Source organism: Rhizobium sp. Nf11,1, assembly GCF_050587665.1.
Taxonomy (GTDB): Bacteria; Pseudomonadota; Alphaproteobacteria; order Rhizobiales; family Rhizobiaceae; genus Rhizobium.
Map to the genome: position 1 here is coordinate 41,806 of NZ_JBOBHU010000020.1, position 15,408 is coordinate 57,213.

Annotated in this window: 13 protein-coding genes and 3 pseudogenes; 7 read left to right on the forward strand and 9 right to left on the reverse strand. The window is 61.2% G+C overall.

Annotation, left to right across the window (positions count from 1 at the left end; all coding sequences use genetic code 11):
• Positions 1-2: 2 nt before the first annotated feature.
• Positions 3-307 (reverse strand): annotated as a pseudogene (locus ACQ7C1_RS24380) (FAD-dependent oxidoreductase); the annotation flags it as partial.
• Between the two features lie 115 nt (positions 308-422).
• On the opposite strand from ACQ7C1_RS24380, the gene ACQ7C1_RS24385 reads away from it, so the two are divergent.
• Together ACQ7C1_RS24385 and ACQ7C1_RS24390 are read left to right on the forward strand one after the other, a co-directional pair.
• On the forward strand, positions 423-674 hold the full coding sequence (locus tag ACQ7C1_RS24385; RefSeq protein ID WP_430960106.1) for a transcriptional regulator: 252 nt from the start codon (positions 423-425) through the stop codon (positions 672-674).
• Between the two features lie 49 nt (positions 675-723).
• On the forward strand, positions 724-1,026 hold the full coding sequence (locus ACQ7C1_RS24390) for a type II toxin-antitoxin system RelE/ParE family toxin (protein WP_430960160.1): 303 nt from the start codon (positions 724-726) through the stop codon (positions 1,024-1,026).
• A 43-nt stretch (positions 1,027-1,069) separates the two neighbouring features.
• Here ACQ7C1_RS24390 and ACQ7C1_RS24395 read toward each other — a convergent pair.
• From ACQ7C1_RS24395 to ACQ7C1_RS24420, 6 genes and pseudogenes are all read right to left on the reverse strand, one after another.
• Positions 1,070-1,862, reverse strand: a pseudogene (locus tag ACQ7C1_RS24395) (IS630-like element ISRel6 family transposase); the annotation flags it as partial.
• Positions 1,863-1,990: 128 nt separating this feature from the next.
• Complete coding sequence (locus tag ACQ7C1_RS24400; RefSeq protein WP_430960107.1) at positions 1,991-2,968, reverse strand: ABC transporter ATP-binding protein; 978 nt, start codon at positions 2,966-2,968, stop codon at positions 1,991-1,993.
• Positions 2,969-2,972: 4 nt separating this feature from the next.
• Positions 2,973-3,800, reverse strand: a complete 828-nt coding sequence (locus tag ACQ7C1_RS24405) for a carbohydrate ABC transporter permease (RefSeq protein WP_430960108.1) — start codon at positions 3,798-3,800, stop codon at positions 2,973-2,975.
• Positions 3,797-4,675, reverse strand: a complete 879-nt coding sequence (locus tag ACQ7C1_RS24410; RefSeq protein WP_221138511.1) for a carbohydrate ABC transporter permease — start codon at positions 4,673-4,675, stop codon at positions 3,797-3,799. Before ACQ7C1_RS24410 ends, ACQ7C1_RS24405 begins: the two co-directional genes overlap by 4 nt.
• A 63-nt stretch (positions 4,676-4,738) precedes the next feature.
• Entirely contained in the window at positions 4,739-6,022 is a 1,284-nt protein-coding gene (locus ACQ7C1_RS24415) for an ABC transporter substrate-binding protein (protein ID WP_430960109.1), read from the reverse strand.
• Positions 6,023-6,059: 37 nt separating this feature from the next.
• Positions 6,060-8,381 carry a family 78 glycoside hydrolase catalytic domain gene (locus tag ACQ7C1_RS24420; protein ID WP_430960110.1) on the reverse strand — a complete coding sequence of 774 codons (2,322 nt, stop codon included), beginning with the start codon at positions 8,379-8,381 and terminating at the stop codon, positions 6,060-6,062.
• 143 nt (positions 8,382-8,524) lie between these two features.
• On the opposite strand from ACQ7C1_RS24420, the gene ACQ7C1_RS24425 reads away from it, so the two are divergent.
• The gene (locus ACQ7C1_RS24425) at positions 8,525-9,583 is read left to right on the forward strand and encodes a LacI family DNA-binding transcriptional regulator (protein ID WP_430960111.1); all 1,059 of its coding nucleotides are present in this window, start codon (positions 8,525-8,527) and stop codon (positions 9,581-9,583) included.
• A 51-nt stretch (positions 9,584-9,634) separates the two neighbouring features.
• On the opposite strand, the gene ACQ7C1_RS24430 is transcribed toward ACQ7C1_RS24425, so the two are convergent.
• Positions 9,635-10,546, reverse strand: a complete 912-nt coding sequence (locus ACQ7C1_RS24430) for a dihydrodipicolinate synthase family protein (protein WP_430960112.1) — start codon at positions 10,544-10,546, stop codon at positions 9,635-9,637.
• A gap of 126 nt (positions 10,547-10,672) precedes the next feature.
• Here ACQ7C1_RS24430 and ACQ7C1_RS24435 point away from each other — a divergent pair, with 126 nt between their 5' ends.
• The gene (locus tag ACQ7C1_RS24435) at positions 10,673-11,377 is read left to right on the forward strand and encodes a GntR family transcriptional regulator (protein ID WP_430960113.1); all 705 of its coding nucleotides are present in this window, start codon (positions 10,673-10,675) and stop codon (positions 11,375-11,377) included.
• Positions 11,378-11,421: 44 nt separating this feature from the next.
• A complete protein-coding gene (locus ACQ7C1_RS24440) occupies positions 11,422-12,564 on the forward strand; it encodes a M24 family metallopeptidase (RefSeq protein WP_430960114.1) in 1,143 nt (380 codons plus the stop codon).
• Positions 12,565-12,594: 30 nt separating this feature from the next.
• Here the strand turns inward: ACQ7C1_RS24440 and ACQ7C1_RS24445 are convergent.
• Positions 12,595-12,807 (reverse strand): annotated as a pseudogene (locus ACQ7C1_RS24445) (alpha-L-fucosidase); the annotation flags it as partial.
• A 112-nt stretch (positions 12,808-12,919) separates the two neighbouring features.
• Here ACQ7C1_RS24445 and araD point away from each other — a divergent pair.
• Together araD and ACQ7C1_RS24455 are read left to right on the forward strand one after the other, a co-directional pair.
• Complete coding sequence (araD, locus tag ACQ7C1_RS24450; RefSeq protein ID WP_430960115.1) at positions 12,920-14,662, forward strand: L-arabinonate dehydratase; 1,743 nt, start codon at positions 12,920-12,922, stop codon at positions 14,660-14,662.
• Positions 14,663-14,672: 10 nt separating this feature from the next.
• Positions 14,673-15,392 (forward strand): ribonuclease activity regulator RraA, encoded by a 720-nt coding sequence (locus ACQ7C1_RS24455; RefSeq protein WP_430960116.1) that lies wholly within the window; start codon positions 14,673-14,675, stop codon positions 15,390-15,392.
• Positions 15,393-15,408 lie beyond the last annotated feature (16 nt).

A 15,408-nucleotide genomic window follows, 5' to 3' on the forward strand; every position in this document is an offset into this window, starting at 1 on the left:
CTTCCCGCGGAAAACCTATTGACGAAGCTTTGTGCCGGCAAGGACCTACTTCGTAAATCGCTGCCCTCACATAATCGGACATGGCGCCGTAGTGCAGAGATAATCCGAGCTGTGCCAGGCTGTGGGTCGCGTTGACGAACGCAGCAATCTTGCGGGGGAGAGCAGAGGAATGGCCAGCGTTGGATTGTTAAGAGGCGCAGCCCCGTTACTCGATCGAAAGATGGTCCGCCAGCAGGGCCGCCGTTCCAAGCACCCCTGCGGCAAGATCGGAAAATGACGACCAATCGGCTGTGGCGACTGTCCAGCCTACCTCTCACGCCGCTGCGTCCCGACCGGTTCTGAGGACCGATAGGCTTAATCGTGATCAATATTGACAATACATGCTACGCTGCCCACGAGAAGATGAACGAAAGGGTATGCCCATGGCATCCGATAGTATTCATGTGAAGGTCAGCGGGAAATTGCAGTATCATAACCAGCAGCAGGTTGGCCACGACGGCCTCCATGGAAACGCCGGCGAGCATATTCGTGCCCTCGTTCGACGCGACCTGCAGACGCGTGATAAGGCCTGGGATTTGCTGCAAGTGGAACTCGCGCCGGCCATGCGGGCTGAAGACAGCGAATTCGTCGCGGTTTCGGCCAAAGACGTCATCCGCCGCAACAAGCGCCGATAGCCTGATGGTGACAATTTGATTTTATCCGCACTGAGGAGCGCAGGATAAGATTTGGCTCGACGCGGTTGAGGCGTGGGGAGAGAAGCAGGCGGATGCCTATATTCTCGGGCTGCACGCGTATTTGCAGCGTTTGTGCCAGGATCGGTCCATCTGGCGACAGCTTCCAAAACGTCTGGCGGTTCCGGCAGACATCAAGCGTTCTGCCTATTTCAGTCGTTACGAGCATCACTATGTGTTCTTTCGCGAGCTTAAGAACGGCGATCTTGGTATCATGAGCATTCTTCACGAACGTATGAATCTGCCGGTCCGGCTCAAAGAGGATCTGGCGGCTCTCTTGAACAAACAGCCGTGAGGCGCGGGATCTTCGGTCGGTAGGATTGCTTCTCTAGAGCCTTTCATGTTTTGACGGAAGCATAGCCCGCATTTGAGAAGTAGTTGGCGCATTCCTCTGGCTTGATGGTGTCGGCGAGTAAGCCCAGATGGCGCCAGGTTTCCTCGATGGTTCGCTTTTGGGCCTGGCGCATCCAGTGCTTGATCTTGGCGAAGGCTTGTTCGATCGGATTAAGGTCGGGGGAATATTTTGGCAGGAACCAGAGCCTGGCGCCGACGGCCCTGATGGCGTCGCGGATGGCTTTGGCTTTGTGAGAGCCGAGATTATCGAGGATGACGATGTCGCCAGGTTTGAGGGTCGGGATCAACTGCTGGCGGACATAGGCGTGAAAGCATTCGCCATTGATGGGACCGTCAAAGACGCAGGGCGCAGTGAGCTTGTCGCAGCGTAGGGCGCCGAGGAAGGTCAGGGTGCGCCAGCGGCCATGCGGGGCAAAGCCGCGCAATCTTTTGCCCCTCGGCCCCCACCCGCGTAACGGCGCCATGTTGGTGCGGATCCAGGTCTCGTCGATAAAGACGAGCCGCTTCGGATCGAAGCGGTCTTGCCAGGCTTTCCAGCGGGCTCTGCGCCGGGCAATGTCGGCGCGGCCCTGCTCAAGGGCGAACAGCGTTTTTTTTAAAGCTCAAGCCCTCGCGGCGCATGAACTGCCAGATGGCATTGTGGGAGACGCTCACGCCACGGGCGGCCAACTCATCCTTCAGCCGATGTAGCGTCAGATGCGATGTCTGCTCGATCTGCTCGACGATGAAGGCGCGGTGCGGCTCCAGCACACGTCGGCGATGGCCGCCCATCTTCGAATAGGGTCGCGTCATGGATGCTGGCCTCCATTCCAGCATCCATCATGAATCACAAATCTGCTGATTTGGGAATCCAGAACCGATTCCGATAAGCAATGATCCGCTCTAGGAGGGGCTTTAACCCGGTCTCAGAACCGGTGTTCCGCTCCCTCCATCGGATTTGCCCAAACCGTCATGCCCGATGCAAACGGCGTCTCGCCTTCGGCGCGCACGATCATTTGGCCGAGTTCGGGGACATCGAGATAGAGGATCGCGTCGGCGCCGAGCCGTTCCACATGTCGGATTCTGCCTTGCCACTGGCCGGTGCCTTCCGAAAGCCTGACATGTTCCGGGCGGATGCCGTAGGTCGTGCAGTTCATTCGCCGTGCCGTCTCGCCGCCATAGAGGTTCATTTTCGGGCTGCCGATGAAGCCGGCGACAAAAGGTGTGGCGGGATTGCGGTAGAGCTCCATCGGGCTGCCGATCTGCTCGACGGCGCCGCCGTTCAAAACGACCATCTTGTCCGCCATCGTCATGGCTTCGACCTGGTCGTGGGTGACATAGATCATCGTCGAGTTCAGGCGGGCGTGGAGTTCCGATATCTCCAGGCGCATCTGTGCCCGGAGCGAGGCATCGAGATTGGAGAGCGGCTCGTCGAACAGGAACACCTTGGGATCGCGCACGATCGCCCGGCCGATGGCGACGCGCTGCCGCTGGCCGCCGGAAAGCGCTTTCGGCTTTCTCTGCAGCAGATGAGTGAGCTGCAGCGTTTCGGCTGCCGCCGCGACCTTCTCGGCGATCTCAGCCTTCGGGCGGCGGGCGAGCGAAAGTCCGAAGCCGATATTCTCGGCAACCGTCATATGCGGGTAGAGCGCATAGCTCTGGAACACCATGGCGATGCCTCGCTCGGAAGGTTCCGCATAGGTCACGTCCTTGCCGCCGATGGTCAGCCTGCCCGAGGTCGTCTCTTCCAGGCCGGCGATGATGCGCAGCAGCGTCGACTTCCCGCATCCCGACGGGCCGACGAAGACGACGAATTCGCCGGAGGCAACCTCCAGATCGACCCCCTTGATGACTTCGAGTGCGCCGAAGCTCTTGCGAACCTGTTTGAGAGTAAGCTCAGCCATTCTGCTACCCTTTGACTCCGCCTGATGTCATGCCCGCGACGATCTGGCGGTTGAAGAAGATGAAGACAATCAGCGGCGGGATCGTCACGAGGAGGATGTTCATGAAAAGGAGATTGTACTGGCTCGAATACATGCTCTGGAAATTATAGAGCGTCAGCTGCACCGTCACATTCTCCTTGCCCGGCAAGTAGTAGAGCGGATTGGTGAAATCGTTGAAGATTGCGATCGACTGGACGACGATATTGGTCACGGTCACCGGCTTCAGCAGCGGCAGGACCACGCGGAAGAAGATCTGCCGGGGCTTGGCGCCGTCGATCAGCGCCGCCTCGTCGAGATCGCGCGGGATGGTCGAAATGAACGACCGATAGAGCAGGACCGAAAAGGAGAGATTATAGGCAACCTGGATCAGGATCATTCCGGTCATGGTCTTGAAGAGGCCGATGTCCTGCAAAAGGCCGATGGTGGGAACAACGGCCGGCGGCATCATCAGGCCCATGAACAGCGCAGCGAAGGCCACGCGGTTCCACGCCGTCTTGCGGCGCTGCATCACATATCCGACCATCGCCGACAGCAGGATCAGGATCGTGACGGAAACGACCGTGATCAGAGTCGAATTGAAATAGGCGAGCACGAGCTGATAGTCGCGCGCCTTGAAGACGGCGACGAGATTGTCCCAGAACAGCCAATGCTCAGGAAGTTCGAAACCGAGGCGGGAGGCCTCCGATTTGGATTTCACTGCCTGCAGAGCGACGAAGACGAAAGGCATGACGAAGATGACCGCCCCGACGGCAAGGGCAATTGCACCCGTCACATAGGGGCGGACGCTTCTCATTCCTCGACCTCGCGCCGGTTGAACCATAGGGTGAAGGGCAGGATGATCACGGCGATCAGCGCGAACAGGATGACGTTTCCGGCCGTCGACAGACCATAGAAGCCAGCCTGATACTGTTTATAGATGACCGAGGCGATCACATCGGAGGAGAAGCCGGGGCCGCCGCGGGTCATGGCCCAGATCAGGTCGAAGGATCGCAAGCCGCCGATAAGCGACAATGTCACGACGATGACGGTGGCAGGGCGCACGAGCGGCAGGGTGATCCGAACGAATTGCTGGAGCCGTGTGGCGCCGTCGATCCTGGCGGCCTCATAATAGTCGGGACTGATCGCAGCAAGGCCGGCGATGAAGATCAGGGTGGCAAGGCCGACCCCCTTCCAAACATCGACCAGGGCCACCGAAAAAAGCGCGAGCGTCGGATTGGTCAGCCATCCCGGCCCCGGCATTCCAAGCGTCTCGAGCGTAACATTGATGATGCCCTTGGTCGGATGCATCATGACCGTGAAGGTGATGCCGATGCCGATCGTCGAAACCAGCACGGGAAAGAAGACCAGCGTGCGCAGAAAGCCGCGGGCGAAGATATTGCTGGTGAGCAGCACGGCCAGCAGCAGTCCGCAGACCGTTTTCAGGCCGGATGTCGTCACCGCGTAGATCAGCGTGTTGATCAGCCCCTTGACCAGGAACGGTTCGGAAAAGAACTGCTGGAAATTTTCAAGCCCGATAAATTGGGCTGTCGAGAGATCCCAGCGCGTCAGGCTGTACCAGAGAGACGATATGGTCGGAAAAAGGAACAGCACGCCGTAAATGATGGCGGCGGGGATAAAAAACCATAGGGGGTAGGGCGAATTGCGCGAGCGTGGGCGTATCTCGGTCATGACTACCTCTTCGATCGGGAAACCTCGCCCCTTCAGGAGCGAGGTTGATGGCCCGAGCGTCCGCTACCAGTTGGGCAGGGCGAGTTGCTTGGCCTGTTTGCGCACATCCTCGTCATAGAGCTTGGCGGCTTCCGCAGGCTGACGGATGCCGGAACCGACTTCGACGGTGATCTGCTCCAACGCCGGGCCCTTGACCGGCGAAACGAACTCCAGCGCTGGCGTCGTTTTGTCTTTGGCCTCGAAATAAGGAAGCATGTCCTTGATTGCAGGCGGCACGTCCGCCGGGAGATCGCAACCGTCGACGAGGGAGGGCCCTTGCACGGCGTTGGTTTCTACCATCACCTTGCAGCCTTCGACGCTGCCGGCAAAATCAATGAACTTCTTTGCTTCCTCGGCGTGCTGGCTGGTGGCCGGAATATAGAGGCCAGGCGGCATCCAGACCGTCAGGCCGTTCGTGGCTGCCTCATCGCTCGGCTGGGCGAAGAAGCCGACATCGCGAAGGTTTTCAGGATAATTCTGTTTAATCGCGCCGACCGCAAAGCTCAGCATCGGATAGTGCGCCGCCTCGCCGGTGGCCACCATTCTCAACCCGTCATCATAGCTTGCTGCGCCGAAGTCTTCATTCGTCAGCCCGGCGTCATGAACTTCCTTCAGGCGTTCGAAGCCTTTCATCGCTGCCGGCGTCTCTGCGTATTTCGCCTTGTTGGCGGTATAGTCGGCAGCGAAGTTCGGAACGGCAGCATGCAGGTTGTAATAGTCGGCCAATACGAATAGCTGCGAGGTCCAGGTATCGCGATAGGTTTGCGCGACTGCGACCTTGCCCGATGCCTTGACCTTGGCGTTGTTCGCCATGAACTCCGCCCATGTCTTTGGCACCGAGAGGCCGAGGTCCTGGTAGATCTTCCTGTTGTAGAGAATCCCGCCGGCCATCGCCGTACCGAAGGGGGCGCCATAGACTTTGCCGTCGGCACTAACGACGGCCTTGAAGTCGCCGGACACCTTCGCCTGCGAGGCGAGACCGCTCAGATCGACAAGCGTCTGCGTCGGCTTCAGCGCCTGCAAGAGCGACCCGGAATTATACAGGAACACATCGGACATCTCCCCCGTCGCCAGACGCGTCTTGACGATATTGTCGCCTTCGCCACCGCCCGGCCTCTGCTCGATCTCGATCGTCACGTCGGGTGCCTTGCTTTGATAGGCGGCAACCAGCGCCTCGGCCGCCGCGACCGTATCGGGGTTGTTGTCGATCAGGAATGACAGCGTGACTTCGGCCTGCGACGGGCCGGCCGCGGCCAAGGCCAGAAGCGCGGATGCGCCGGCAAGAATGAGCTTTATCCGATGTGTCATGACGTTCCTCCTCTGAACGGTTTGACCTGTATGCTCCTCAATAATCGGGTAGGGAAAAGACCAGCCTATGCGTGCCTGGGGGAAGAACCGTCTCCTCGATGACAGGCTCGCCATTGAGTGACGCATTGTGGTGCCGCCGGCCGGGCCGGAAGCGGCCGACGCAACCCTCCGGAAGCGTCAGCACATAGGTGACCTCGCTGCCGGTGCAATGCCAGCCGGCCTCAATGCGCCCTTGGCTGATATCGTGATAGGCCGAAACCGGCGAAAGCGACGGGATCGGCGCCGGGTCGACGATCACTTCGGCAAAGCCGGGTGCGGCCGGGCTCGGCGAAATGCCGGCGACACATTCGAACAGCCATTGGCAGACCGCGCCATAGGCATAGTGGTTATAGCTGTTCATGTCGGGTTCGTAGATGGTGCCGTCGGGCGCCATCGAATCCCAGCGCTCCCAAATCGTCGTCGCCCCCTTTGAAACCTGGTAGAGCCAGCCCGGCACATCCTCCTGCAGGAAGACTTTTTCGGCGAGGTCGTCCATGCCGAGTTTCGTCAGCGCCGGCAAAAGGGCCGGCGTGCCGATGAAGCCAGTGCCGATCTTGTAGTCGGCATCGACGACCACCTGCCTGAAATGTCGCCGGGCGGCCTCATGATGCTCACCCGGTATCAGGTCATACAGGAAGGCCAGCGCATAGGATGTCTGATCGTTATGGGCGAGCCGCCCGGCCGGCGTGATGAACTCGTTGGCAAAAGCCAGCCGGATCTTGTCGGCGCGGCCCTTCATCTGCTCTTCGAGCGCATGCTCGCCGAGAACACCAGCGATCTTTGCTAGAAGATCCGTCGAAATGAAGTGGTATAGGGTCGCCGCACAATCGTCGGCAATGGTCGGGCGCGGCTTTCTGTTGTCGCCGACCGGCTGCAGCCAGTCGCCGAAGGTGAAGCCGCGGGCGCCCCAATGCGAGGGCGGATGGACAATCGGGCCGTCCGAGATGGACCAGACGAAATCGACCCAGCGCACCATCGAGCCCAGGCACTCCGAAAGAACGGACCGGTCGCCGTAATGGGTGTAGAGGACCCAGGGGATCACGACAATCGCGTCGCCCCAGCCGGTCGAGCCGGCATAGCCCGGGAAATTGCCGGGGTGCAGACGCGTCGGGTCGGGCGAGAAATGCGAAACGGCGCCGTCCTCGCGCTGGTCGGCCATCACATCGCGCAGATATTTCTTGAGGAAGGACTGGCTGTCGCTCAGCCAACAGGCCGTCGCGGCAAAGACTTGGGCATCACCCGTCCAGCCGAGCCGTTCGTCGCGTTGCGGGCAATCTGTGGGCACTTCGATGAAATTGGCGCGCTGCGACCAGATGGTATTTTCAACCAGGCGATTGACGAGAGGATTGCCCGAGGTGAAGCCGCCCGCCGGTTCCGGCACCGAGGAGATTGGGATCGACGCGATTTCAACAATCTCCGCATCGCCTTTGATCGTCACCCTGGCATAACGGAAGCCGTGAAAGGTGAAATGCGGCGCATAGGTCTCGTCACCACCTCCGCTGAGCGTATAGAGGGTATGCGCGGCGGCCGCGCGATAGTTGCGATTGTCGAAATGGCGTTCCGGTCCAAGGACTTCCGAGTGCTCGACCCGCACTTCGGTGCCGGTGACGCCACGGACCGTGTATCTGACGTAGCCGCCGACATTCTGGCCGAAATCATAGATCGTCCTGCCTTCATGATCGGTCCAGGTTTCGATGGGGGCGAGCGGCTGCAGCTCCCGCACCGCTGCCGTCTCATGCGCGACGAGCAGCCCCGTGTCGAACGGCAATCGCTCGGTCCCGTGGGTTTCGGCGACCTTTTCCAGGCGTGCGTCGTAAATCTCACCGAAATAGATCCCCGACTTCTGGATCGGCAGAAGGCCGCTTTGCCAGGTCGTGTCGGTGGAAAGAATGATGCCGCTGGGGCCGACCAGATCCGCAATGGCCCCGATCCTGTCGCCCCAGCAGTTGGGAATAGCCTGGGCGCCCCACATGATGGGCGAGCGGTACCATCCGTCGGCGAGCCAGATTTCTATCCGGTTGATGCCTGACTTCAGAAATCTCGAGATGTCGTATCGCTGATAGGCAATGCGGGCGTCGTAATTCGTCCAGCCGGGCGTCAGCAGATCGTTGCCGACGCGGGTGCCGTTGATGAAGCAGCGATAGAGGCCGAGTGCCGAGATGAAGAGTTCGATCGGAAGGTCGGTGCCGTCATGATCGAAGGTCTTCGAGACGAAGCTTGCGGCCGTTCCCTGGCCGCGGTCCGACAGTGGTGCGATCATCTCTCCGGACCAGGCGCGAGAAACGAGATTGCCGTCGATGGCTGCCGGCTGAAAGTTCATCAAGTCCTCCCACAGAGATGTAGAACGTTCTCCATATAACGTTCTACATTTTTTTCGGAAGCGCAATAGAAATTTCGTCACCAGTCTGCCATGGTGTTTGTAAGGGCGATTGTGACCGCCCGCAGCGCAAGTCCAGAGATTTCATGTCGATCGAAGAGAAAAAAAGACTGCAACGAAATGATCGCGTGACGATCCGGACGGTGGCAACGCATGCAGGCGTATCGGTCGCCGCGGTCTCGAAGGTGATGCGCAACGCTTACGGCGTCAGCGAAGCGCTGCGGGCAAGAGTGACCGACGCTATTGAAGCGCTTGGATATCGGCCCTCACGGGCGGCGCGCGGGTTGCGCGGCCGGAGTTTCACCATCGGCGTGCTTTTGATCGACATCCGCAACCCCTTCCTGCCGGAGGTGATTGCCGGTGTAAACGGCGTGCTGGCGCCTTCGCATTACCAGGCGATGATCGGCGTCAGTGATGCGCGCGTACAGCTGGAGACGTCGTTGATCGAGTCGATGATCGACTACAAGATGGACGGCCTGATCCTGGTTGCGCCGCGCCTGCCTTCGGACATCATCGCAAAATTCGCGGCTCAGATACCGATCGTCGCCGTCGGTTATCACGATGCCGGCGCCACGGCCTTCGATACGGTCAATGCCGACGACCAGCGTGGAGCCGAGATTGCGGTGGAAGCGCTGCTTGCCTGCGGCTATCGCGACATCGAAATGCTGAGCCTCGGCGAGCGTGAGGGGCACCAGGTCTCTGTCGTGCGCCAGCGCGAGATCGGCTTCCGCCGGGCGATGCAACGTGCCGGACTGGGATCGTCTGCGCCGATCACTAAAATTCCGATTGCCCCGCCAAAGCGGGAGGAAACGATGCGAAAGTTCCTGTCGAGAAAGAACAGGCCGCGCGCCGTATTCTGCTGGAGCGATCTCGACGCCATCACCCTTCTGAGCCTGGCGATGGAGATGGGTGTGCGTGTGCCCGAGGATCTTGCCGTCATCGGATATGACAATTCGTCGACCGCAGCGCTCGGCCTCGTCAATCTCGCAAGCATCGATCAATCGGGCAGGGAGCTCGGTCAGGTCGCCACCCGGACGTTGATTTCGAGAATAGAGGGCCGCGCCGGCGCGGAGCATATTTTCCAGATGCCGTCGCTGGTCAGCCGCAACAGCCTGACCCGATCCGGCAAGGCTCCGGTCACTTAGAGCGAGGGATGGAAAGGCCGGCAGCTCATCTGCGCTGCCGGCCTCGTAATCTCAGGCGGCGTTGGCGAGTTTCGAAGGACGCGTCGCGGCAGCCTTCTCGACCATGGCGGTGACTTCGGTGCGCCGTGCCCCTGAAAGCGGCAGGCGCGGCATGCGGACGCGCTCCGAGCCGCGGCCCATGATCTGCTCGGCGAGCTTGATCGACTGCACGAGGTCATGCTCGGCATCGAGATGCAGAAGCGGCATGAACCAGCGGTAGATCCTGCGGGCCTCTTCCCAATCGCCTCGTTCGGCGGCGGCAACGAGCTGCACGGATTCCTCCGGGAAGGCGCTGGTCAGCCCCGAGACCCAGCCCTTGGCGCCGAGCATCAGGCCTTCGAGCGCGACGTCGTCTAGGCCGGCGAAAATATCGAAACGGTCGCCGAATTCATTGATGAGATCGGTGAAGCGGCGCGGATCCGGCGCGCTTTCCTTGACCGCCTTGATATTGGGCACATCGGCAAGCACCTTCAGCACATCGGCGCCGATGTTGACGCGGTAGGCCGGCGGATTGTTGTAGAGCATGATCGGCAGCGAGGTCGCTTCGGCGACGGTGCGGAAATGCGCGATCAGCTCTTCGGGCTTCGGCACATAAACCATGGCCGGCAGCAGCATCAGCCCGTCGGCGCCGAGTTTTTCGGCGTCGCGGGCATAGGCGACGGCACGGCGCGTATCGAATTCGGAGACGCCCGTCACGACGGGGACGCGGCCGTTGACGACCTCGACGGCGGCTTTGAGGATCGTACGCTTCTCATCGGGATCGAGCGAGTTGTTCTCACCACATGTGCCCATGACGATCAGCCCATTGACGCCGTCGTTGACGAGCGCGTCCTGAACACGCTGGGTTGCGGAAAGATCCACGGAAAGATCTTCGTTGAATTGCGTCGTTACGGCGGGAAATACGCCCTTCCATCCTGTTGTCATCGATTGAAACTCCGTTAAAGTCGGTTTGTTATATACAAACTGTCGACAAGACTCAATCGCCATTGTTGGGGCGTTGCCGAAATCGGCCAAAACGCATTACAAGGCTCTCATCAAGGGGAGGGACGCATGCAGAACGACGTGGAAAATGTGCGGGTGCGCGGTTCCGGCACGCAGAGCATCTATGCCGCGCTGCGCCGGGAGATCCTGTCGATGGCGCTGGAACCCGGCAGCCCGCTCGATGAGGTGCGGCTGTCGGAACGTTTCGGAATGTCGAGGACACCTATTCGCGAAGCGCTGTTGCGCCTTGCCGCCGACGGGCTGGTCACGACGCTGCCGAACCGGAACACGATCGTTGCGCCGATCGATTTCGCCAACCTGCCCACCTATTTCGAAGCGCTGACGCTGATGTACCGGGTGACGACGCGCGGGGCCGCCGGGCGGCGGAACGACGCGATCATGGAAACCATCCGCCGGCACCAGAAGGACTTCGCCGGAGCGGTTGCTAAGCGCGACGCCTATGCGATGATCGAGGCCAACCGTGAATTCCACGTGGCGATCGCCGAGCTTGCCGGCAATACCTATTACACGGCCTTCTTCGCCAAACTGCTCGACGAAGGCCGGCGCATACTTCGCCTTTATTATTCGACCTTCGACGACCGGCTGCCCCGGCAATATGTCGATGAACACGAGGAAATCATCGCCGCCATCGAGGCCGGCGACGCCGAGCGCTCAGATCGGCTGGCCATCGCCCACGCCGGCCAGATCGTCCGCCAGATCCAGGACTATCTCGCCCGCAACCTCGACCGGCCGGTGGCGATCGACCTGTCCTGAAGCGCCGCCGGGATGGCCAGAAAAGGAAAGAACAGGAAAAGCACATGTCGTGGCAGCACCCCATACTCCGCATCACCGAGGAGGAGCGGCAGGATCGCCTTTCCAGGCTTCGAGAGGCGATCGACGCCGAGGGACTGGCCGGCATGCTTCTCGGCCCGACCGAAAGCCTGCGATATTTTACCGGCCTCGTCTGGCATCCGAGCGAAAGGTTTCTCGGCGCGCTCGTCACGCCGACGGCCGTTTCCTATATCGTTCCCGGTTTCGAGCGCAGCCGTGTCGAAACCCTTCCGCACCTGCCGGGAGAAATTCTGGTATGGGAAGAGGAGGAGAGCAGTGCTTCACTCATTTCCCACCTTGTCGGCCGAGGCGGCAGGCTTGCCCTTGATGACGGCCTGCCGCTTTTCTTCTATCACGCCTTGGCGGCGGCGATGGGCGCCGAAAGGCTCGCCGATGGCGGCCGGCTGATCCGTGGCCTGCGTCGCATCAAATCCGCCGCGGAGATTGCGCTGATCCAGTATGCGATGAACCTGACGCTCAACGTGCACAGGCAGGTGCATTCGCTGTTGAAGCCGGGCATCACCTCATCCGAGGTGGTCGATTTCATCGATCGGCAGCATCGCCAGGCCGGCGCCGATGACGGCTCGACATTCGCAATCGTCTCCTTCGGGCTAGCAACCTCGCTGCCGCATGGCGCAGACGGCGATCAGATCCTCGGCGACGACGACGTCATTCTCGTTGACACCGGCTGCCGGATCGACGGTTATCATTCCGATATCACCAGAACCTATATGCTCGGCGGCGGCAACGGCGCCTTTGAAAGTGCCTGGTGGATCGAACGCGAGGCGCAGCAGGCCGTGTTCGACGCTGCCCGGATCGGCGCTGCCTGCTCGAGCCTCGACAATGCGGCCCGCAAGGCGCTCGCCAAGCATTCGCTCGGCCCCGACTATCGCCTGCCGGGACTGCCGCATCGCGCCGGTCATGGCCTCGGGCTGGAAATCCATGAAGAGCCCTATATTGTTCGCGGCAACGACACGCCGCTTGCGGCCGGCATGTGTTTTTCCAACGAACCGATGATCGTCTTTCCCGAAAAATTTGGGATCCGGCTGGAGGATCATATCTACATGACCGCCGAAGGACCGTGCTGGTTCACCACTCCGGCTGCGGGGCCGACCGAGCCGTTTTCCTGAGCGGGCGCCGTCCCCTCAGGCAACTGCACCTCAATTTTGAATGCCGGCCACGCTCGTGGTGAGCTTGACCTCGATGACCGGGACCGACCTTAGGTCGGCGCACCGGCAGGATGAAGGTCAGTTCATCCTCGGCGATGGAGAACTGGTATTTGCCCATAAGGTATTGGCGGACGGGAGCAGCCAGGTGACATCGCTGGCGTCATGCAGGTGTTGCGCATATTCGATCTTGCCAGCCAGCGCATCCAGGCCGCCTGGGCAGGCTTGAGGAATTGACGGGCCCCTGTATCTTTCGGGCCTCGGACGCTTCGAGGTACATCAATGATCACAGACTTTAGGAAGACGGAGGCATGTCGGCATGTCCCTGAAAATCAGTAAGGCGCCGGGGGCATTGCGGTCGGCGCGCTGGTTCGCCTCCGAGGACCTGCGCGGCTTCGGCCATCGCTCACGCCTCATGCAGATGGGCTATGATGCCGTCGACTGGGCCGGCAAGCCGCTGATCGGCATCCTGTCCACGTGGTCGGACCTCAATCCCTGCCACGCCCATTTCAAGCATCGCGTCGAAGACGTGAAGCGTGGCGTGCTGCAGACGGGCGGCTTCCCGGTGGAAATGCCGGCGCTGGCGCTGTCGGAAAACTTCATGAAGCCAACGACCATGCTCTACCGCAATCTCCTGGCGATGGAGACCGAAGAGCAGATCCGCGCCCATCCTGTCGATGGCGTGGTGCTGATGGGAGGATGCGACAAGACCACGCCTGGCCTGATCATGGGCGCGCTCAGCGCCGGCGTGCCGATGATCTACCTGCCGGCGGGGCCGATGCTGCGCGGCAACTATGCGGGCCAGCATCTCGGTTCCGGCTCGGATGCCTGGAAATACTGGGATGAGCGGCGCGCTGGCACGATATCAGACAAGCAATGGGCCGGCATCGAGGCCGGCATCGCGCGCTCCTACGGCCATTGCATGACGATGGGCACCGCCTCGACGATGACGGCGATTGCCGATGCGATGGGACTTACGCTGACGGGGGTCTCGTCCATTCCCGCGCCCGATGCCAACCATATCCGCATGTCGGCCCAGACGGGACGGCGAATCGTGGAAATGGTCTGGGAAGATCTGACGCCGGACCGGATTATCACCCCGGGGGCTATTCGCAATGCGGCGACGGTCGCCATGGCGACCGGCTGTTCGACCAACGCCGTCATCCATCTTTTGGCCATGGCGCGCAGGGCAGGGGTCGCGCTGACGCTTGACGATCTCGACGCGCTAGGCCGCGTCACTCCGGTGGTCGCCAATGTCCGCCCGTCCGGAAAGACCTATCTGATGGAGGACTTCTACTATGCAGGCGGTCTTCTGGCGCTGATGGCGCAGATCCGCGAGCGGCTCGATCTCGACGCATTGACAGTTTCGGGGGAAACGCTGGGCGCGGCGCTCACCGAAGCAAAGATCTATAATGACGACGTGATCCGGCCGCTTTCCAATCCGATCTATCCGGAAGGCTCGCTTGCCGTGCTCAAGGGAAATCTGGCGCCCGACGGCGCGGTGATCAAGCCGGTGGCCTGCGACCCGCGCTTCCATGTCCATCAAGGCCCGGCTCTGGTCTTCGACAGTTACCCCGACATGAAGGCGGCGGTCGAGGACGAGACGCTCGATGTAACGCCTGATCATGTGATGGTGTTGCGCAATGCTGGACCGCTCGGCGGCCCCGGCATGCCGGAATGGGGCATGCTGCCGATGCCCAAGGCGCTGCTGAAGCAAGGACATCGCGACATGCTGCGGCTGTCGGATGCGCGCATGAGCGGCACCAGCTACGGCGCCTGCGTGCTGCATGTGGCGCCCGAGGCCCATGTCGGCGGGCCGCTCGCCCTGCTGCGCAACGGCGACATCGTCAGGATCGACATCCCCAACCGCCGGCTGGACATGCTGGTCGATGAGGCGGAGCTCGCCCGGCGGAGCGCCGCCTGGATGAAGCCGGCGGATCGTTTCGGCCGCGGCTACGGTTGGATGTACGCCTCCCATGTCAGCCAGGCCGACAAGGGTTGCGATTTCGATTATCTGCTGCCCGAATTCGGAGCGGCAGCAGGAGAACCGGACATTTTCTAGGAGGACATGCATGACGACACTTTCTGACAGTACGCGCGACAAGCTCATGCGAGTGAGCGTCGCCACCATCAGCACGGCGCTCTTCAAGCGTGGCCTGCGCAATCAGACCATCCAGGACGTGCAGCCGGTCGCCCGCAAAGGCCGCAACATGGTCGGCCCGGCTTATACGCTGCGCTACATTCCGGCGCGCGAGGACCTGAACAAGCTCGAAGTTTTCCGTAATCCGGAACACCCGCAGCGCGCCTGCGTCGAAAGCTGCCCGCCGGGCGCCGTGCTGGTGATGGACAGCCGTAAGAATCCACGCGCCGCCTCCGCCGGCTCAATCCTCGTCACGCGGCTGATGGTGCGCGGCGTAGCGGGTGTCGTTACCGATGGCGGTTTCCGCGACAGCCCCGAAATAGCGGGGCTGGCGATCCCTGCCTATCACAACCGGCCCTCGGCGCCGACGAACCTGACGCTGCACCAGGCGCTCGACATCAATGTGCCGATCGGCTGCGGCGATGTGGCGGTCTGGCCCGGCGATATCATGGTCGGCGACGACGAAGCGGTGATCGTCATTCCGGCGGAGCTGGCCGACGAGATTGCCGAGGAAGCCGTGGAAATGACCGCCTATGAGGACTTCGTGACCGAGCGCGTGCTGGCCGGCCAGTCCATCATCGGTCTCTATCCGGCGACGCAGCCGCGCAATCTCGAGGAATTCGCCGCCTGGCGCGCCAGGAGCGGCCGGTGACTCGCAGCACCCGTCA